The following is a 19,822-nucleotide window of genomic DNA, read 5'->3' on the forward strand; positions in this document are numbered from 1 at the left end:
ATACCTCCGTCTTGTCAATGTCAAGATTCCTCCTGTGGGCGAATCTTGTCAACGGCTAGATTCTCGTCGCGGCCGTTTTCTCCGTCCAGTGGGGCAAACTTCCGCGATCGGCGCGCGTCTTCGGTACGGAGGTGCGGAGTGGCAGAGGTGACCGACGGGGAGTTCACCGCGTTCGTCAACGAACGAGGAGGCGCCCTGTTGCGCGTCGCGTACGCGCTCGCCGGGAACCAGCACGCTGCGGAGGACCTGCTGCAGAACGCGCTCGCCAAGGCGTACGCGCGCTGGCCGCGGATCCGCGGCGACGCCGAGCCGTACGTGAAACGGATCCTCTACCACGACCAGGTCTCCGGCTGGCGACGACGCGCACGGCGGGCGGAGGTCCCGGTCGCGGAGCTGCCGGACCGGGCGACGATCGGCCCCGACCACGACCTGCGGCTGCTGTTGCGGGACGCGCTGCGGGCCCTGCCGCCCCGCCAGCGGGCCGTGCTGACCCTGCGCTACCTGGAGGACCTCAGCGTCGAACAGACCGCCGCGCTGCTCGGCTGCCGGTCCGGCACGGTGGCCAGCCAGACCGCCAAGGCGCTGGCCCGGCTCCGGCAGTTGGTGCCGGCGCTGGACGAGCTGACGAGCCGTGCAGAGGTGACGCGATGAGCGGAATGCTGGACGAGACGCTCCGCGCGGCGGTGCGGGACCTCGCGGACGGGGTGGGCTCGGCACCCGACCTCGCCACCCGGGCCCTCAATCGGGGCCGGCGGCTGCGTCGCCGTCGGCGGGTCGCCGCCACGAGTGCCGTCCTGGTGGCGATCGTCGGGGTGACCCTGCCCTTCGCGCTACTCCGGCCCGATCCGGCCGCACCCCCGGCGACACCAACCCCGACGGCAACCCCCTCGCCGACCATGCTGGCCACCCCGGGGGCGAACTGGACCAGGAAGCCGTTGGTGCTGCCCGGCGGCTGGGTGGTGACGCGGGCGCAGGTCAAGGGCGGTTCCGGCAACGGTTTCCTGCTGGACCGGGGACGGGGTAGCTACATCGCCACCGACCGCTACGACGGCATCTTTCCCGCGCCCACCGGCTCGCTCGTCGCGGTCCACGACGACGACCGGCCGCGGGAAGTCGGCCTGATCGATCTGACCAGCGGAAAGACCCGCTGGTACCAGGTGGACGGCGCGCTCTCCGTGCCGCACTGGTCACCGGACGGCCGGCGCCTGCTCCTCACCACCCACCGGGTGGACCACTTCGGCTTCGTCGTGCTGGACACGGACGGCGCCAAACAGACGCACCTGGTGGACCGCCGGGTCTGGTTCTGCACCGACTTCTGCGATTTCACCTGGACCAGGGACGGTCGGGAGGTGGCCCTCACACTGACCGGCCACAAGGCCCCCGAGTCATCGCCCCGGGATCGCGCCAGAGGCGTGCAGCTGTTCTCCGTCGAGGACGGCCGGCCGACCCGTTTCGTGTCGGTACCCGGCGGTCCGGCCGGCCCGGATGCCTGGTCGCCGGACGGGAAGCTCGTCGTCGTCCAGGGGCAGGAGGAGCCGCTGCTGGTCGAGACGGCGACCGGCCGGGTGCTGAACCCGCTGCCGAGCGCCGAGGTCGTCTGGGTCTCCGACGACCGGCTGCTCTACCGCCGGCCGCTCGGCACGGGGGACTTCGTCCTCGCCGACCCGACCGGGCGGGAGCTGGTCCGCCAGCCGCTGCCGAGGGAGCTGGTCGATCTTGAGGTGACCGTCGCCCCGCGCTGACCGTTCGGCCGGCCCGCGACGTTGCGCAATGTCGATACCGTGCGGGTCGTGGCCACGGGGACGTTCCTCTTCCTGATCATCGGCGGGGCCGGGGTCGGCGTACTCGCCCTCGCTCTGGTCGGCTCGGGGCTGCTGCACATCGGCCATCCGGACGTCGACGGTCCGGTGTCGCTGGAGGCGGTCGCCGGGTTCACCGGGGCCTTCGGCTTCGGCGCCGCGATCGTCAACGAGCTGCTCGGTGGGCGTACCCCGGGGATGATCGCGGCGGCGGTGGCCGGCGGCGCGGTCGCCGCGGTGCCCACCGCGTGGCTGGCGGCCCGGCTCAGCCGGGCGGCCCGCAACATGCGGACCGACCCCACACCCACCCGCAGCCATCTGGTCGGCGCGACCGGCCTGGTGGTCACCCCGGTCCCGGCCGGCGGCTACGGCGAGGTGCGGGTACGCCTCGCCGGCCAGCCGGTGAAGCTCAACGCCCGCGCCGACCGTCCGCTCCCGGCCGGCACCCGGATCTTCGTGGTCGAAGCACTCAGCGAGACCAGCGTCCACGTCGAGACCTACTGATTCCCCTTCGCACAGACGGGAACCCACATGCCCCTGCTCGTCGCCATCGGCGGCGCGGTCCTCCTCGCCGTCCTCCTCGTCCTGTTCGTGCTCTCCCGGATCAAGGTGGCCGGCCCGAACCAGGCGTTCATCGTCACCGGCCGCAAGGGCCGGACCACGCAGACCGCCGACGGCGGGCGCGCCACCGACATGTCCGGGCAGAAGGTGGTGCTCGGCGCCTCGGTCTTCGTCCTGCCGGTGGTGCAGAAGCTCCAGTCCCTCGACCTGTCCAGCCGCCGGATCGACGTCAGCATCCGGGGCGCGGTGAGCAAGCAGGGCATCCGTACCGAGCTGCACGGCGTCGCGATCGTCAAGGTCGGCGGCACCGAGGACGCGATCCGCGCCGCCGCCCAGCGCTTCCTGAACCAGCAGGAGGAGATCGACAACTTCACCCGGGAGGTGCTGGCCGGCGCGCTCCGCTCGATCGTCGGGCGGCTCACCGTCGAGGAGATCATCCGGGACCGGGCGGCGTTCGCCAGCGCGGTCGCCGAGGAGGCCGAGCACTCGATGACCAACCAGGGCCTGGTGCTGGACACCTTCCAGCTCCAGGACATCCTGGCCGAGGGTTCGTACCTGCAGGACCTGGGTCGGCCGGAGGCGGCCCGGGTGCTCAAGGACGCCGCCATCGCCGAGGCGCGGGCCCGACAGCAGGCCGAGCAGGAGCGACTGCTGGCCGAGGAGGCGATCGCCGAGGCGAACCGGAACCTGGCGCTCAAGCAGGCCGCCATCCAGGCCGAGATCGACGCGGCCAAGGCGAAGTCGGCGGCGGCCGGCCCGCTCGCCCAGGCCGAGCGGGACCAGGCGATCCTCTCCGAGCAGCAGAAGGTGGCCGAGCGGAACGCCGAGCTGAAGCAGCGGCAGCTCGACACCGAGGTGCGCAAGCCGGCCGACGCGGCCCGTTACAAGGTCGAGCAGGAGGCCGAGGCGGCCCGCAACGCGGCGGTGCTCAACGCGGACGCGCAGCGCCAGGCGACCATCGCCGCCGCGCAGGCCGCCGCCGAGCAGGCTCGGCTCACCGGTGAGGGCGAGCGGGCCCGCCGCGCCGCGCTGGCCGAGGCGAACGCGATCGAGGGCGCCAAGGAGGGTGAGGCCGAGCAGCGCCGGCGGAGCGCGATCGCCGAGGCGGTCGAGCGGGAGGGCCAGGCCGAGGCGGCGGCCATCCTGGCCAAGGGGCAGGCCGAGGCCGACGCGATGGCCCGCAAGGCCGAGGCGTTCGCCGCGTACGGCGAGGCGGCGGTGCTGGACCTGCTGGTCAAGGTGCTGCCGCAGGTGGTCGAGGCGGCGAGCGCCCCGATCGGCGCGATCGACAAGATGACGGTCATCTCGACCGACGGCGCGTCCTCGCTGACCAAGTCCGTGGCCGGGAACGTGGCGCAGGGCCTCCAGCTCGGCAGCGATCTGACCGGCATCGACCTGGCCGGCCTGCTCGCCAAGCTGGGCAGCGCGAGCAGCAACGGCAGCACCAAGCCCGCCGTCGAAGCCTGAGCGGTAAGGAAGGGCCCCTTGTCAACGCCGGGCGTTGGACGAGGGGCCCTTCTTGACACCTGGATCCACGCGGTGCTCGCCACGGCTCGCGGTCAGGACGTGATGATGCCCTGTTCCCGGGCCCAGCGGAGCAGCTCCGCCTCGGCCTCGTCGCGGTCCAGCGGGCCGCGTTCCAGCCGCAGCTCCTTGAGGTACTGCCAGGCCCTCCCCACGATCGGCCCCGGCGGTACGCCGAGCAGCTCCATGATCGCGTTGCCGTCCAGGTCGGGGCGGACCCGAGCCAGGTCCTCCTCGGCGGCGATCCGGGCGATCCGCTCCTCCAGCGCGTCGTAGTCGGCCGCGAGCTGGGCCGCCTTCCGCCGGTTGCGGGTGGTGCAGTCGGAGCGGGTGAGCTTGTGCAGCCGGGGCAGGAGGTCACCGGCGTCGGTGACGTACCGGCGGACCGCCGAGTCGGTCCACTCGCCCCGGCCGTACCCGTAGAAACGCAGATGCAGGCCGACCAGCTTGACCACCTGGGACGTCACGTCCTTGGGGTAGCGCATCGCCTTCATCCGGGCCTTGGTCAGCCGGGCGCCGACCAGCTCGTGGTGGTGGAAGCTGACCCGGCCGTCCGGGCCGACCGCCTTGGTCGCCGGCTTGCCGACGTCGTGCATCAGCGCGGCCATCCGCAGCACGAAGTCGCAGCCGTCCTCCTCCATCGACATGGCGTTGCTGACCACGGTCAGGGTGTGCTCGTAGACGTCCTTGTGCTGGGCGTGCTCGTCGATCTCCAGCTTGAGCCCGGTCAGCTCCGGGATGAACCGCTCGGCCAGCCCGGTGTCGACCAGCAGCCGCAGCCCGGTGATCGGGTCGGCGCCGCAGAGCAGCTTGGTGAACTCGTCCCGGATCCGCTCGGCGGTGATCCGGTCGAGGTCCGGGGCCATCCGGGTCATCGCCTCGCGGACCTCGGGGTGCACCGTGAAGCGCAGCTGGGCGGCGAACCGGGCCGCGCGCAGCATCCGTAGCGGGTCGTCGCGGAAGGACTCCTGCGGCGTGCCGGGAGTACGAATGATCTTGGCGGCCAGGTCGGCCAGGCCGCCGTACGGGTCGGTGAACCGGTGGTCGGGGACGCTGACCGCCATCGCGTTGACGGTGAAGTCGCGGCGCTTCAGGTCCTCTTCCAGGCTGGTGCCGTACTCGACGACCGGGTTCCGGCTGACCTGGTCGTACGCCTCCGCGCGGAAGGTGGTGATCTCCAGGCTGAGACCCTCGCGCTGGCAGGCGATGGTGCCGAACTCCCGCCCGGTCTCCCAGATCGACTCCGCCCAACCCCGGATGATCTTCAAGGTCTCGTCCGGGTGGGCGTCGGTGCAGAAGTCGAGGTCGTGGCCGAGCCGGCCGAGCAGCGCGTCCCGTACCGATCCACCCACCAGGTGCAGTTCGTGACCGGCCCGGGCGAAGCGCCGGCCCAGCTCGTCGGCGACCGGCGAGACGCGGAGCAGTTCGGCGACGGCGTTGCGCTGCGCGGCGGTCAGCTCACGGCGTTCGGCGGCGTGGGATGCGGAGGCTTCGGACATGGGATCGCCAGCCTATCGGGCCGGAGCGGGGTCAACCGCGCCGGGCGCGGGTAAGCCACCGAGGTTGACTATCGTCTTGGGCGTGCGGGCCCGGAGGTCCGGCTCGGACGTACCCCTGGGAGGCTGGAGATGAGCGGCGGGCTCTACCGCAGCGCCAACGCGCACGGCGGCGGCCTGCCGCCGGACGACGGGGCGACCTTCATCTCGGCCGAGCCGCTCAACCAGCCGGGTGTGGAGGCCACCGCGCCGCCGCAGGAGGTGGTGGCGGAGACCAGCGCTGCGGCGAACAGCGCGGTGATGGCGGTCGGCAGCCTGGTCAGCCGGGGTACGGGCTTCATCCGCAACCTGATGGTCGGTGCCGCCCTCGGCAACGCGGTGGGCGACGTGTACACCACCGCCCAGTTCCTGCCGAACCAGGTGTACGAGTTCCTGCTTGGCGGGGTGCTCACCAGTGTGCTGATCCCGGTGCTGGTCCGCCGCCGCAACGCCGACCCGGACCGGGGCGAGGCGTACGCCCAGCGGCTGCTCAGCCTGGCGGTGCTCGCCCTGGCCGCCGCCGCGCTGATCGCGGTGCTCCTCGCCCCGGTGATCACCGCGATCTACGCCAGCGGCAAGGACGCCGCGTACAAGGGACTGGTCAACGACCTGTCCTACCTGATGTTGCCGATGCTTTTCTTCACCGGCGTGAGCGCGCTGATCGCGGCCGTGTTGAACACCCGGGGGCACTTCGCCGCCCCGATGTGGGCGCCGATCCTGAACAACCTGGTCGTCATCGGCACCTTCGGCCTGTACATCGTCCTCTACGGGGCGCGGGCGCTCCAGCCGGACCAGATGGACGCCGGCCGGATCCTGCTGGCCGGCGGTGGCACCCTGCTCGGCGTGGCAGTGCAGTCCGCCGGACTGCTACCCGCGCTGCGCAAGGTCGGCTTCCGGTGGAAGTGGCGCTTCGACTTCCGCGAGCTGGGCCTGCGCGAGCTGGCCCGGCTCGGCGGCTGGATGTTCTGCTACGTGGGGGTCAACCAGCTGGGCCTCTTCGTGGTGGTCAACCTGCTGCTGCGGGTGTCCGGGTCCGGCGGGGACGGCAAGACCCGCGCCGGCCTGCTGATCTACAACAACGTCTTCCTCCTGCTGATGATGGCGCACGGCATCATCGCCGTCTCGATCATCACCGCGCTGATGCCGCGGATGAGCGCCGCCGCCGCCGAGGGCCGGTTCCGCGACGTCACCGCCGACCTCTCCCGGGGCACCCGCATGGTCACCGCGGTACTCGCCCCGGTCGCGGTCTGCTACGCGGTGCTCGCCGGCCCGATCGCCCGGGTGGTCTTCCAGTACGGCGCATTCAACGGGGACAACGCCCGCGCCACCTCGACGGTGCTGCTGGTGGCGGCGGTCGGGCTGGTCCCGTTCGCGATCAGCCAGCTCTTCACCTTTGCCTTCTACGCGCTGCCGGACACCCGGACGCCGGCCCTGGTCAACATCCCGGTGGTGGCGCTGCGGGTGCTCCTCCAGGTCGGCCTCTTCCTCGCCTTGTCGGCCACCTTCGCGGCGGCCGGCATGATGCTCGGCAACGCCGTCTCGTACGTGGCCGCGGCGGTGATCTCGGCGATGCTGCTCCGGCCCCGGGTGGGCCGGATCGGGCTGGGCGGGATCATGCGCACCATGGGCCGGGTGGTCGTCGCCGCGCTGGGCGCGGCCCTGGTCGGCCTCGTGGTGGTCAAGCTGCTCCCCGGCGACCCGGCGCACCTGAGCTGGACGGCCGCGGCGGTCCAGTTGGTGATCGGCGGCGCGGTGATCGGCGCGACGTACCTCGGGCTGGCCATGGTGCTGCGGATCGGCGAGATCACCGAGGTGGTCGGCATGGTGCGGCGGCGCCTGGGCCGCTGACCCGCCCCGATGACGGACGGTGAACGACGATCACCAGCCTGGGGATACGGCTGTGGATAACTCTGGCTTCCGCCGCCCAGCCAGCCTCTCGGCCTGTGGACAACCAGCCGTACGGATGAGGGTGGCTGACCGAACCGGGGGAATCCGCAGGTAGGTCGCACGGCCCGCCACCCGGGCGACGGCGCCAGACCGGCCTTCATTCGGTCCGGAGCGCCGCCAAGCGGCGCGGAGGCCGAAATTATGGCCGCCAGCCGAGCTGGAGTCGTCGAAGCCCCTGCGCCGACTACTTGCCGTCAACCTCTAGATTGGCTGGAGCGTGTTGTCAGTGACGGGGCTGGAAAACGGCCGTGACCCGGCCGACCGCCGTGGTCACTGGCGTCTCACCGGCTCGGGCGGGAAGATGACATGTCGGAGAACCGGGCATCCCGGGTAAGGTCGCTCTCGACGGGTACGGCAGGTGCCGACGCGGGCGTCGACACCGGTCTGCCAGGTTCCTTCGAAGGCAGAGCGGAAAGCCACATGCCCAGCAGCACGGGTCCATCGATCGACACGATCACCGAGGGAGGACGGGTGACCCAGGTCGGCGAGGGTCAGGAGGCGGAGGAGAACGCACCTCCGGTCATGACCTTCGGTGCTCCCACGGCCGGTGAGATCCTTGCCGATCGGTACGAGCTGGTCGAGCACATCAACAACGACAGCGCGGGCCGGCTGGTCTGGCGCGGGGTCGACGTCGTGCTGCGCCGTCCCGTCGCGGTGGTCCTCCGCTACCCGGGTGGCGACTCCGCCACCGAGATGCTCCAGGCCGCGGTGGCGGCCAGCCGGGTGATCCACCCCAACCTGGTCGGCGTCTACGACGCGATCGACGAGGCCGACCGGGCGTACGTCGTCCGCGAGTGGGTGGACGGCCAGTCCCTGCGCGAGCTGGTGGCCGAGGACGGGCCGCTGGACCCGGGCCGGGCGACCGCCATCGGCAACGCGGTGGCCAGCGCCCTCGCCGCGGTGCACGCCACCGGCATGGTGCACGGCAACGTCCACCCCGGCACGGTGATGATCAGCGACGACGGCCGGGTGGTGCTGGCCGACGCGCGTACCGACGGCGCGGACAGCCAGGAGACCGACCTCCGGGCGGTCGGCGGCGTGCTCTACTTCGCGCTGACCGGGCACTGGCCGCACGGTGAGGCCCCGCTGCACGGGGCCACCGCGGGGCACGGCCGGGCCGCCCTCCCCGACGCCGTCCGGGACGCCGCCGGCTCGATCGCCGCGCCCCGCCAGGTACGCGCCGGCGTGCCGGCCTACCTCGACGACCTCACCATGGACCTGCTCGACCCGGAGATCGCCCCGCCGTCGTCGGACGTCCTCGCGGCCGAGCTGAGCCGGCTGGACATCCCCGTCGAGGACCACTTCCTCGACCAGGCCGGCCCGCTCCGGTTCACCGCCGAGCCCGGCGAGGAGCCGTCGCCGCTGGCCTCGGTCGGCGGCCGCAAGGTCGCCCTGGGCATCGCTGCCCTGCTGGCGGTGGCCCTGGTCGGGCTGCTCATCGGGATCAGCGCCCTCGGCGGCGACAAGAACCCGAAGACCGAGCCGGTGGCCCGCCCCTCCAGCAGCGCCCCGGCCTCCGGCGACGCCACGCCGGCCGCTCCGGCGGTCCGACAGCTCGCCATCGAGGACGTCCGGATCATCGACCCGGACAGCAAGACCCGCGACGAGCTGGACGACGCCGAGCTGGTGATCGACGGCAATCTGGACAAGGGCTGGGAGACCGACACCTACAAGGGTCCCGAGTTCGGCAGGCTCAAGAAGGGCATGGGGGTCTGGGTCGACCTCGGCTCCCCGCACACCGTCAAGTCGGTGCAGGCCGTCCTCTCCGCCACCGGCGCCTCCGCCGAGCTCTTCGCGGGCGCCGCGGAGTTCCCCTCCACCTCCGCCGGTGACAAGCAGCTCGTCGCGAGCTACAAGACCGCGATCGGGCAGCCGTTCGAGGAGCACGACGGCACCAAGATGACCTTCGACGGATTCGACCCGGAGAAGAAGTACCGGTACCTCCTCTTCTGGATCACCGAGCTGCCGCAGAAGGAAGGCGGCAGCGGCTACAAGGTGGGGGTCCAGGAGATCACGGTCCAGGGCTCGTGAACCGTCCGCCGCGACGTCCGCACCGCCTCCCTCGGACGTGGTGATGACCGGTCGCGGCGGGCGTACGCCCGAGCCGGTGACCGGGGACGGCACGCCGGCCGGGACCTCCGACCTCGACCTGCTGCGCGCGCACGTCGCCGGCGACCGGGACGCGTTCACCGAGCTGTTCCACCGGCACCGGGACCGGCTCTGGGCGGTGGCGCTGCGTACCGTCGGCGACCGCGAGGAGGCCGCGGACGCGCTCCAGGACGCGCTGCTCTCGGCGCACCGCGCCGCCGCCCGGTTCCGTGGCGACTCGGCGGTGACCACCTGGCTGCACCGGATCGTGGTGAACGCCTGCCTGGACCGGATCCGGCGGCGGCAGACCCACGCCACCGTCCCGCTGCCGGACGGCGTGCACACCGACGGCGAGCCCAGCCGGCACACCGGCGGGGTGGAGCCGGCCGCGCCGGCGCGCGACCACGAGACCGCCCTGGTGGTCCGGCAGGCCCTGGCCGAACTGCCCGCCGAGCAGCGGGCCGCCCTGGTGCTGGTGGACGTGCAGGGCTACCCGGTGGCCGAGGTGGCCCGGATCCTCGGCGTCGCCGAGGGGACGGTGAAGAGCCGGTGCGCCCGGGGTCGGGCCCGGCTGGCCGTGCTCCTCGGGCACCTGCGTACCGGGTCGGACGAGGTGCCGGACGTGCGCCGGGTCACCGGGGGGAACCCCCGGCCGCCCGAGGGCGTCGGATCCACGTCGGGGTGGTCCCGGCGGGACGCCAGCCAGGAGGAGACGTGACTGCCCGGGAGTTCAGCGGGGTCGACCACGACCTGCTCGCCGACTACGTCGGTGGGGCGCTGGAAGGCACCCCGGAGCAGGACACGGTGGCCCGGCTGGTCGAGGCGGACCGGGCCTGGGGCGCTGCGTACGCCGAGCTGACGCGGGCGATCGACCTGGTCCACGCCGAGCTGGCCGACTGGGCGGGCGAGCCCGCACCGGAGATGCCGCTGGCCGTGGCGGACCGGATCACGGCGGCGCTCGCCGGGGCCGGACCGGCCCCGACCGGTGACGTACCGCTCGTCGTACCCGGAACCGACGCCGCCGCCGACGGTCGCCACACCGCTCCGGGAGCGACGCCGGTGGTGGTGCCGGCGCAGGCGATCGGGGGAGGCCGACGGACCGGGGGGACGACCCGGCCGGCGGACGGCCCGGATCGCCACACCGGGCCCGGTCGGCGCACGCGGCGCTGGGCCCGGATCGCCGCGCCGGTGGCCGTGGCGGCCGCCTCGCTCGCCGCAGTCGGGCTCGGGCTGGGCAACCTGGTCGGCACCGGCGGCGCGGACCTGTCAGGCAAGGACGCGGGGGCACCGGCAGCCGCCCCCCGGGAGGGCGCCGGCGCCTACCGGACCAGCGCACCGGCCATGAGCAGCGGTACCGACTACACCCCGGAGCGGCTGTCCGGCGGCCTCGCGACCACGTACGCCAAGCCCTCGGCCGAACGCAGCGGCGTGGGGCCCGGGCTGGCCCCGGACAGCCAGCGGCTCTCGGCTCTCGCCGGGCTGGCGCGACTCTCCCCGCCCGACGCCCTGGACGCCTGCCTCACCGCGATCGACGCCGAGCACGGCTCCGGGCCGATCACCGTCGACCTGGTCGACTACGCGTCGTTCCAGGGGCAACCCGCCCTGATCGTGACCTTCGTCGACGCGGCGGGCGCCCGCTGGGCGTGGGCGAGCGGACCGGAGTGCGGGGTGCCGGGCTCCGGCGCGGACACCCGGTTCCGTACGCGGGTAGGGTGAGGACGCGGTCATCGGCGGCTGTCGTCCCGCGTGACGTGACCCACCGGATGACCGGTTCGGGAATCTCCGCTTCGTACGATGACGTTCTGCAAGTCAGGCGCCGACGCCGCCATGGTCCGTCGGCACTCGGGATCGACATCGGTGCGCGCCGGTGGCGAACACACACATCGGGAGACGGCAGTGGACGAGGTCCGCAACCTGATCATCATCGGCTCCGGGCCGGCCGGTTACACGGCGGCGGTCTACGCCGCGCGCGCCAACCTCAATCCGCTCGTGATCGAGGGCGTACAGTCCGGCGGCGCGCTGATGACCACCACCGAGGTGGAGAACTTCCCCGGTTTCGCGGACGGCATTCTCGGCCCCGAGCTGATGGACAACATGCGCAAGCAGGCCGAACGGTTCGGCGCCGAGTTCCTGACCGACGACGTGACCCGGGTCGAGCTCAAGGACACCGGCGAGGTCGGCTCCGACGCGGTCAGCACCGTCTGGGTCGGCGACACCGCGTACCGGGCCAAGGCCGTCATCCTCTCCACCGGCTCGGCCTGGCGCCCGCTGGGCGTGCCGGGCGAGCAGGAGTACCTGGGCCACGGGGTGTCGTCCTGCGCCACCTGCGACGGCTTCTTCTTCCGCAACCAGCACATCGTGGTGGTCGGCGGCGGTGACTCGGCGATGGAGGAGGCCAGCTTCCTCACCCGGTTCGCGGAGTCGGTCACCATCATCCACCGGCGGGACTCGTTCCGGGCCAGCAAGATCATGGCCGCGCGCGCGCTGGGCAACGACAAGATCAAGGTCGAGTGGAACACCGTGATCGAGGAGATCCTCGGCGAGGACGGCAAGGTCAGCGGTGTCCGGGTCCGCAACGTGCACACCGGCGAGAGCAAGGTGCTCGACGTCACCGGCGTGTTCGTGGCGATCGGCCACGACCCGCGCAGTGAACTCTTCCGCGGCCAGGTGGAACTCGACGACGAGGGGTACGTGAAGGTGCAGGCGCCGAGCACCCGGACCAACATCCCGGGTGTCTTCGCGGCCGGCGACCTGGTGGACCACACCTACCGGCAGGCGATCACCGCCGCCGGCACCGGCTGTGCCGCCGCGCTGGACGCCGAGCGCTTCATCGCCACCCTGCAAGGCTGAAACATCTTCAGAAACAGGTCCCGGAGGAGGGGTTCATAGTGGGAGCAACCAAGGCGGTCACCGACGCGAGCTTCGCGAGTGACGTGCTCAAGTCGGACAAGCCGGTCCTGGTGGACTTCTGGGCGGAGTGGTGCGGGCCGTGCCGCAAGGTCTCGCCGCTGCTGGAGGAGATCGCCGGCGAGATGGGCGACCAGGTCAGCATCGTCAAGCTCAACATCGACGAGAACCCCGAGACCGCGCGCGCCTACCGGGTGATGTCCGTGCCGACCCTCACCATCTTCAAGAACGGTGAGCCGGTGCAGTCCATCGCCGGCGCCAAGCCGAAGGGTGAGCTGGTCCGGCTCATCCAGTCCGCGCTCTGAGCCGACCGCCGGACACCTCTGGAACCCCCGTAGCCCGTTTCGGGTACGGGGGTTCCGGCTTTTCCTGACCTGGGCGAACATGAAGCCCGCCGGTAACCGGCCACGGTACGCTCCGTAAGCGTCCCCAGTGGGGGGCGAGCACCTCCGTCGGAGTCTCCGGCCAGCCAGCATCCGTGCAGAGGGGGTCGTCGTGCGTCCGATCCGACCCGGTGACCGGGGACCTGCGGTGGCGGAGATCCGTACCGTCCTCACCGGCCTGGACCTGCTTTCCTCCGGCGGTCGGGGCGACGACTTCGACGCCGCGACCGAGCGGGCCGTGCGGGCGTTCCAGCAGTCCCGTGGCCTCAGCGTGGACGGGCGGGTCGGCGCGGAGACCTGGCGGGCGTTGGACGCCGCCCGGTGGCGGCTCGGCGCCCGCACCCTCTACCACGCCGTGCCCGAGCCGCTGATCGGCGAGGACGTCCGGACGCTCCAGGAACGCCTCCTGGAGATGGGCTACAACGTGGGCCGCGCCGACGCCATCTACGGGATCCGCACCTCCCGCGCAGTCGCCCAGTTCCAACGGGAGATGGGGCTGAAGCCGGACGGGGCGTGCGGCCCGCACACCATGAACGCGCTGCGCCGCCTCGGCCGCAAGGTGGTCGGCGGTCGCCCGCAGTGGCTCCGCGAATCCGACGCCATCCGCCAGGCCGGGCCCGCCCTGGTCGGGCGGACCGTCGTGATCGATCCCGGGCACGGCGGCACCGACCCGGGCGAGGTGGTCCCCGACGGCCCGCTGCGCTGGACCGAGGCCGACATCGTGTACGACCTGGCCAGCCGGCTGGAGGGGCGGCTCGCCGCGGTCGGGGTACGGGTGCAGCTCACCCGCGGCCCGTCCCCGCAGACCTGTCTGCCGGACGCCGAGCGCGCCCAGTTGGCCAACTCCCTCGGCGCCGACGTCTTCATCTCGCTGCACACCGACGGGCACGCCAACCCGGCCGCGGACGGGGTGGCCACCTACCACTACGGCACCGACAACGGCGTCACCTCGGCCACCGGGGAACGGCTGGCCGGGCTGGTGCAGCGGGAGATTGTGGCCCGGACCGGGCTGCGCGACTGCCGTACCCACGCGAAGTCGTGGGACCTGCTACGGCTGACGAAGATGCCCGCCGTCCGGGTCGAGGTCGGCTACCTGACCTCACCGGCGGACCGGGGCCGGCTCGTCGATCCCCGGTTCCGGGACCGGGTCGTGGAGGCGATCGTCGCCGCCGTGCAGCGGATGTACTTCCCGGTCGAGCGGGACGTCCCGACCGGTTCGATCGACGTGAGCGAGCTGCGGGCGACCGTCGCCGCCGGCAATGTGGTGGACTGACCCGGTCAGGGGTCGGTCCACCCGCGCGGCCGGCCGCGGTCGGCCGGTCAGCTCGTGGCGCGGGTCGCCGGGGCCGGGCGGACCGGACGGAGCAGCGTCTCCGGGCTCATCGAGCCGAGCAGCTTCTCCAGCGCGTACTCGACATCCGACTTCCAGCTGAGCGCGGTCCGCAGCTCCAGGCGCAGGCGGGGGTAGCGGGGGTGTGGGCGGACGGTCTTGAAGCCCACCGAGAGGAAGAAGTCGGCCGGCGCGACGCAGGCCCGGGTGGGGTCCTCCTCCGCGCCGTCCCCGAACTTCGCGTCACCGAACGCCTCGATGGCCTTGATGCCACGCTTGGTGAGGTCCCGGGCCACGCCCTGGACCAGCATCCGGCCCAGGCCGCCGCCGGCGAACGCGGGCACCACGGTGGCCGTCATCAGCAGCGCGGCGTCCGCGGAGACCGGCGAGGTGGGGAAGGCCATCGAGCGCGGGACGTACGCGGGCGGGGCGTACATGACGAAACCGGCGGGCATGCCGTCGACGTACGCGAGCTTGCCGCAGGAACCCCACTCCAGCAGGGTCTGGGAAACCCAGGCCTCCTTCTCCAGCCCCGGGTCGCCGGCGGCGCACGCCCGGTCGGCGGAGACCGGGTCCAGCTCCCAGTAGACGCACTGGCGGCACGGGCCGGGCAGGTCCTCGAGGGTGTCGAGGGTCAGACTGACCAGACGTCGCGACATGAGCGCATCCCCACCAATAGGCTCGGAGCGAAGCCACATTCGTGCCTCTTTCTGCCCCCGACGAGCGATCGTACGCCGCCGCCGGGCGGTTCGGGAGAGGACGCGCATACCGCCACCCAGGGCGGGGACGGGCCGGTCCGGGATGTGGACGTACCCACATGGCGGGTCCGTCCCTGGTGAGCGGGGACTACGATCGACCAACCGGCCGTCCCGCGCCGCCATGGATGCCGGCATCGCGGGTACCACACCGGGCGGCAGCCCCGCCGACACCCGATCGAGGTGATGTCATGACCGGCACGACGCTCGACGACTACACCGACCGGTACGCCCGCCGGGTCCGGGGGATGACCGCCTCCGAGATCCGGGCGCTCTTCGCGGTGGCCAGCCGGCCGGAGGTCGTGTCGCTCGCCGGTGGGGCCCCGTACATCGCGGCACTGCCGCTCGACGCGGTGGGCGAGATGCTTGGCCGGCTCGGCGCCGAACACGGCGCGACCACCCTCCAGTACGGCATCGGCCAGGGCACCATGGAGCTGCGCGAGCGGATCTGCGAGGTGATGTCCCTCTCCGGGATCGACGCGTCCTGCGGCGCCTCGCCGGAGGACGTGGTGGTCACCGTCGGCGGCCAGCAGGCGCTCGACCTGGTGGCCCGGCTCTTCCTGGACCCGGGTGACGTGGTGCTCGCCGAGGGCCCGACGTACGTCGGCGCACTCGGGGTGTTCCAGGCCGCCCAGGCCCAGGTGGCGCACGTGCCGATGGACTCCGACGGGCTGATCCCGGAGGCGCTGGAGGCGGCCATCGCCGACCTGGCCCGGGCCGGCCGGCGGGTGAAGTTCCTCTACACCATCCCCACGTACCAGAACCCGACCGGCGTGACGCTGAGCGAGGAGCGGCGGGAACGCGTGCTCGACATCTGCGAGCGCGCCGGCCTGCTGGTGGTCGAGGACGACCCGTACGGTCAGCTCGGTTTCGAGGGGGAGGCGCCCGCGCCGCTGCGGGCCCGGCGCCGCGACGGGGTCTTCTACCTGAGCACCTTCTCCAAGACCTTCGCCCCCGGCCTGCGGGTGGGCTGGATCCTCGCCCCGCATGCGGTCCGCGACAAGTTGGTCATCGCCAGCGAGGCGCAGATCCTCTGCCCCAGCGGCTACGCGCAGGCCGCCGTGTCGACGTACCTCGGCACCATGCCCTGGCGGCAGCAGCTGAAGGTCTACCGCGAGGTCTACCGGGAGCGCCGGGACGCGATGCTCGACGCGCTGGCGGACCTGATGCCGGAGGGCACCACCTGGACCACACCGGGCGGCGGCCTGTTCGTCTGGGCGACCCTCCCCGACGGCCTCGACTCCAAGGCGATGATGCCGCGTGCCATCGCCGCCCGGGTCGCGTACGTGCCCGGCACCGGCTTCTACGCCGACGGCGCGGGCAGCGGCAACATGCGGCTGAACTTCTCCTTCCCGCCGCCGGAGCGGATCCGCGAGGGCATCCGCCGGCTGTCCGGCGTGATGGAACAGGAGATCGCCATGCGCAAGGTCTTCGGCGCGGTCGGCGGCGCGGGGCCGCGGCGCCGGCAGGGCGGCTCGGACGCGCCCGGTCCCGACTTGGCATGATTCCCGCATGGCCGACAGCCCTGCCGCCCACGCTTCCGTGACCGACTCCGCCGCCACCGACGAGCTGCACGTGCTGGTGCTCGCCGGCGGGCTCTCGTACGAGCGGGACGTCTCGCTGCGCTCCGGCCGCCGGGTGCTCGACGCGCTGCGTGCGGTCGGCTTCGACGCCGAACTGCGGGACGCGGACGTGGCCCTGCTGCCCGCGCTGGCCGCCGACCCGCCGGACGCGGTGGTGATCGCCCTGCACGGCGCCACCGGCGAGGACGGCTCGCTGCGTGGCGTGCTCGACCTCTGCGACGTGCCGTACGTCGGCTGCGACGCCCGCGCCTCCCGGCTGGCCTGGGACAAGCCGTCCGCGAAGGCGGTGCTGCGCGAGGCAGGCATCCCGACTCCGGACTGGGTGGCCCTGCCGCACGACCGTTTCTCGGAACTGGGCGCGGTGGCCGTGCTGGACCGGATCGCCGACCGGCTCGGCCTGCCGCTGATGGTGAAGCCGGCCCAGGGCGGCTCCGGGCTGGGCGCCGCCGTGGTCCGGGACGCCGCGTCGCTGCCGGCCGCGATGGTCGGCTGTTTCGCGTACGACCAGACGGCGCTGGTAGAGCGGTACGTGCCCGGCATGGACGTGGCGGTCTCGGTCGTGGACCTGGGCGAAGGGCCGGAGGCGCTGCCCCCGGTCGAGATCGTGCCCCGCAACGGGGTGTACGACTACGCCGCCCGCTACACCGCCGGCCGGACCACCTGGCACGCGCCCGCCCGGCTGGACCGGGAGACGACCGACCGGGTGGCCGACGTGGCGCTCGCCGCGCACAACGCGCTCGGCCTGCGCGACCTGTCCCGCGTCGACCTGATCGTCGACGCGGAGGGACAGCCGCACGTGCTGGAGGTCAACGTCTCCCCGGGCATGACCGAGACCTCGCTGCTGCCGCTGGCGGTGCAGGCGGCCGGGCTGGACTTCGGCCGGGTGCTCGGCTCGCTGGTGAGCCGAGCCGCCGCCCGCCGCCGGTAGCTCCGCCCGGTCCGTCCTCAACCGGCCTGGGGCTGCTCCGCCCTCGGCTCGTCCGCCCCGGTCTCCGACGCCTCGGCCTCGGTCTCCGGATCCTCCGTCGCCGGCTGGTCCTGCTGGGGCTCCGGGATCTCGTCGGCCGCCTCGATCACGGAGGCGGCCTCCTCCTCGGCGGCCGGCGCCGCGCTCTCCGCGGGGGACGCGGACAGGCTCGACGGTGCCTGCCACTGGATCCGCGGCGGTTCGGCGAGCGGACGACCACCGAACTCGGCCAGCCAGGCGGCGACCAGGGCCAAATTCTCCCGCCACTGCGACTCGGAGATGGGCGGCAGGATCGAGTCCCACAGGGACAGGAAGGTGCCCCGCAGCTGCAGCCGCCCGTACGGCCGCGCCAGGAACCACATGTGCAGGTGCGCGGAGCCGTCGCCCCAGCGGTTCACGTGCACCCGGGCGACACCGTCCAGGGACCGGATGGCGCGTTCGAGCCGGACGGTCATCACGCCCAGCTCGGCGGCGAGCAGGTTCGGGAGGTCGCCGAGATCAAGGTGGGAGCGGGACTCCAGGATCAGCACCATCGGGAGACCGGTGGGGCGGTCCATCGCGCGTACCCGCCACCGCTCACCCACCCAGATGTACGCCTCATCCGGGGCGTTGCAGGCGGTGCACTCCCGGTTTCCCTCCCCACGGCGGGGAGGTTCGACCGGGACCGGCTCGTCGAGTTGCTTGACACGAAGGTCGCCCTCGAAGGGGAAGGAGGGCCATTGCGTGAAGTCCGGGACTGAGGGAGGGGTGTCCTGCACGACGCTGACCCTAACCGAGTCGGCGACGCCTGTCCCTACCTGATTCATCGGTGATCACCGGTGGCTGTGGCTGACCCGGCGCGGCTCGCCAAGCGGTTGTCCACGGGGTTGTCCACAGGCCGCTGAGATCACCACCACGCCGCGTCATCCACAGCTCAGCAAGGCTTTCGCCGCGCTGTTTCACGTGAAACGAAGATGCCCTGTGGAAAACAACTGTGGATAACCTGCCGGGGGGCGGACGGGGTTGTCCACCGGTCCGACCCTCTCCTCCTAACGACCGAACCGCCGATCGGCGGCGGCCCTCGACCGGCATTTCTGGTCTCCTCGCGGGCCGCTCCGGCCCACCTCCGGTCCAGTTGTCATCGGGCGTGGGTCTCTGCGGCTTGACGATCCGGCGAGCCGCCCCGGTGGCTCGTGGTCCTCTGCCTCAGAAATACGGCGGCGTTGTGTCCGGCCGACCGCCTCGGGGGCGTGGCTTGCTGCGGAGTGCCGGCACGGTGTTTCACGTGAAACGGGGAGTGCGCCGCGACCGTCGGCCGGGTCCCCAGGCGTGTCCGGTCATCGCCTCGCCGGGGCGGGTCGCCTCGGGACACCGAACCTTCCCCTCGCCGAACTTCCGTCGGCGCGGTGCGGTGCGTGGGAGAGTCAGCCCGGTTGTTGCCGGAACTCGTCGAGCCTCTACTGGCGGGTGTCGGTACCAAGCAGAAGGCTCGGGAGAGCTGTCAGCGGAGGTACCTCGCCTCGCGGCGGATCGAGGGAGGGGTGCCAGACAATCCGCGGCAGGAGCGGGCGGGTGCAGTCGCTCGGGTTCGGCTCGCGGCCCGGCCGGGTACGCCGACTGGCCGATGTCCTTCGCCGCCACTTGTCGGGCTCGCAAGGAAACAACGTCCTCCTTCTCTCTGCCTCTGCCCTCTCCGCTCTCCTCCCTCTCCGCTCTCCTCCCTCTCCGCTCTCCTCCCTCCCCGCCCTCCGTTCTCTCCGCCTTCCGTTCTGCGCCCCACCGCTCCGGCCGCCCGCGTCCGGCCCTTCGACTCAGTCCCCCGCACCGGGCCGCCATCACCGGCCTGCCCTTCGCTGCGGGGCAACGGCGCCTCGCCTTCGCGGCCGGGTCTCCCTCTCCGGCTCGACACGGCATGGCAGCCCCGTGTGACCGACCGGCCGGCAGTGGCGGTGGCGGTGGCGGGTTAGGGAGGCGTCGGCGGGCAGATGCTTGGGCGTCGACGGCCGACGCCGAGAATTCGGGCACACCTCGATCGTCTCCGACACGGAGCTGAGAAGGGATGAAAGCCGGAGACGGCGGTCGAAGCTGAGGGTCAGCCGCCAGGCAGAACCTTGGCCGGGGCCGGCAGGCTCTTCAGAGACGGACGCCAGGGGGGTTGACGGCCAGCCGACGCCTGGCAGCAGTCGCCACATTCGGAACTGGCCGTCAGCCGGTCATCCGTTTCACGTGAAACCACAACCTCTCCACGCGGTTTCCCGTGAACGACGCCCGAGGGTCCACTGCGGCGCATGGACCGCCATCCCATCTCCACCACACCGGCACCGCCACAAACGGAGCCGTCAGCACCCGCTCTCCGAATGGCCGGAGCAGCGCGCCGACGTCGGCGTGGTGGGCCCTTAGCCAGTCGGGCAGCCTCGCCCACCGTTTCACGTGAAACCTCGGCCCTCGTGCCCCGGCTCGCCAG

General features: G+C 72.5%; 16 protein-coding genes. 13 read left to right on the forward strand and 3 right to left on the reverse strand.

Annotated elements, in window-relative coordinates:
* Positions 1–138 precede the first annotated feature (138 nt).
* From ACGFI9_RS20030 to ACGFI9_RS20045, 4 genes are read left to right on the forward strand one after another with little or no spacing between them, the layout of a single operon-like run.
* Positions 139–651, forward strand: coding sequence for a SigE family RNA polymerase sigma factor (locus tag ACGFI9_RS20030; RefSeq protein ID WP_393179711.1), 513 nt, complete (start codon positions 139–141; stop codon positions 649–651).
* The gene (locus ACGFI9_RS20035; protein ID WP_393179713.1) at positions 648–1,742 is read left to right on the forward strand and encodes a hypothetical protein; all 1,095 of its coding nucleotides are present in this window, start codon (positions 648–650) and stop codon (positions 1,740–1,742) included. Before ACGFI9_RS20030 ends, ACGFI9_RS20035 begins: the two co-directional genes overlap by 4 nt.
* A gap of 39 nt (positions 1,743–1,781) precedes the next feature.
* Positions 1,782–2,303 carry a hypothetical protein gene (locus ACGFI9_RS20040; RefSeq protein ID WP_393179714.1) on the forward strand — a complete coding sequence of 174 codons (522 nt, stop codon included), beginning with the start codon at positions 1,782–1,784 and terminating at the stop codon, positions 2,301–2,303.
* A gap of 27 nt (positions 2,304–2,330) precedes the next feature.
* Positions 2,331–3,827: a flotillin family protein gene (locus ACGFI9_RS20045; RefSeq protein WP_393179716.1), complete on the forward strand. Its 1,497-nt coding sequence runs from the start codon at positions 2,331–2,333 to the stop codon at positions 3,825–3,827.
* A 92-nt stretch (positions 3,828–3,919) separates the two neighbouring features.
* Here ACGFI9_RS20045 and ACGFI9_RS20050 read toward each other — a convergent pair whose 3' ends face one another.
* Positions 3,920–5,383, reverse strand: a complete 1,464-nt coding sequence (locus ACGFI9_RS20050) for a CCA tRNA nucleotidyltransferase (RefSeq protein WP_393179718.1) — start codon at positions 5,381–5,383, stop codon at positions 3,920–3,922.
* A gap of 129 nt (positions 5,384–5,512) precedes the next feature.
* On the opposite strand from ACGFI9_RS20050, the gene murJ reads away from it, so the two are divergent.
* From murJ to ACGFI9_RS20085, 7 genes are all read left to right on the forward strand, one after another.
* The gene (gene murJ / locus ACGFI9_RS20055) at positions 5,513–7,267 is read left to right on the forward strand and encodes a murein biosynthesis integral membrane protein MurJ (RefSeq protein WP_393179719.1); all 1,755 of its coding nucleotides are present in this window, start codon (positions 5,513–5,515) and stop codon (positions 7,265–7,267) included.
* A gap of 519 nt (positions 7,268–7,786) precedes the next feature.
* Positions 7,787–9,397 carry a protein kinase family protein gene (locus ACGFI9_RS20060; protein WP_393179721.1) on the forward strand — a complete coding sequence of 537 codons (1,611 nt, stop codon included), beginning with the start codon at positions 7,787–7,789 and terminating at the stop codon, positions 9,395–9,397.
* Positions 9,398–9,440: 43 nt separating this feature from the next.
* Complete coding sequence (sigM, locus tag ACGFI9_RS20065; protein WP_393179723.1) at positions 9,441–10,172, forward strand: RNA polymerase sigma factor SigM; 732 nt, start codon at positions 9,441–9,443, stop codon at positions 10,170–10,172.
* Positions 10,169–11,170, forward strand: coding sequence for a hypothetical protein (locus tag ACGFI9_RS20070; protein ID WP_393179725.1), 1,002 nt, complete (start codon positions 10,169–10,171; stop codon positions 11,168–11,170). The genes sigM and ACGFI9_RS20070 overlap by 4 nt, the downstream gene beginning before the upstream one ends.
* 180 nt (positions 11,171–11,350) lie before the next feature.
* Complete coding sequence (trxB, locus tag ACGFI9_RS20075; RefSeq protein WP_393179727.1) at positions 11,351–12,304, forward strand: thioredoxin-disulfide reductase; 954 nt, start codon at positions 11,351–11,353, stop codon at positions 12,302–12,304.
* A 38-nt stretch (positions 12,305–12,342) separates the two neighbouring features.
* Positions 12,343–12,666 (forward strand): thioredoxin, encoded by a 324-nt coding sequence (gene trxA, locus ACGFI9_RS20080; protein WP_393179729.1) that lies wholly within the window; start codon positions 12,343–12,345, stop codon positions 12,664–12,666.
* 190 nt (positions 12,667–12,856) lie between these two features.
* Positions 12,857–14,017 (forward strand): N-acetylmuramoyl-L-alanine amidase, encoded by a 1,161-nt coding sequence (locus ACGFI9_RS20085; protein WP_393179731.1) that lies wholly within the window; start codon positions 12,857–12,859, stop codon positions 14,015–14,017.
* A 47-nt stretch (positions 14,018–14,064) separates the two neighbouring features.
* On the opposite strand, the gene ACGFI9_RS20090 is transcribed toward ACGFI9_RS20085, so the two are convergent.
* A complete protein-coding gene (locus tag ACGFI9_RS20090; RefSeq protein WP_393179733.1) occupies positions 14,065–14,733 on the reverse strand; it encodes a GNAT family N-acetyltransferase in 669 nt (222 codons plus the stop codon).
* Positions 14,734–15,020: 287 nt separating this feature from the next.
* Here ACGFI9_RS20090 and ACGFI9_RS20095 point away from each other — a divergent pair, with 287 nt between their 5' ends.
* Both ACGFI9_RS20095 and ACGFI9_RS20100 read left to right on the forward strand, forming a co-directional pair.
* Positions 15,021–16,334, forward strand: a complete 1,314-nt coding sequence (locus tag ACGFI9_RS20095; RefSeq protein WP_393179735.1) for a PLP-dependent aminotransferase family protein — start codon at positions 15,021–15,023, stop codon at positions 16,332–16,334.
* Positions 16,335–16,341: 7 nt separating this feature from the next.
* Complete coding sequence (locus ACGFI9_RS20100; RefSeq protein ID WP_393179737.1) at positions 16,342–17,340, forward strand: D-alanine--D-alanine ligase; 999 nt, start codon at positions 16,342–16,344, stop codon at positions 17,338–17,340.
* Positions 17,341–17,357: 17 nt separating this feature from the next.
* Here ACGFI9_RS20100 and ACGFI9_RS20105 read toward each other — a convergent pair whose 3' ends face one another.
* Positions 17,358–18,137, reverse strand: a complete 780-nt coding sequence (locus ACGFI9_RS20105) for a hypothetical protein (protein WP_393179739.1) — start codon at positions 18,135–18,137, stop codon at positions 17,358–17,360.
* Between the last annotated feature and the right edge of the window lie 1,685 nt (positions 18,138–19,822).

The sequence above is a fragment of the Micromonospora sp. NPDC048930 genome (genome assembly GCF_043197935.1).
Classification (GTDB): Bacteria; Actinomycetota; Actinomycetes; order Mycobacteriales; family Micromonosporaceae; genus Micromonospora.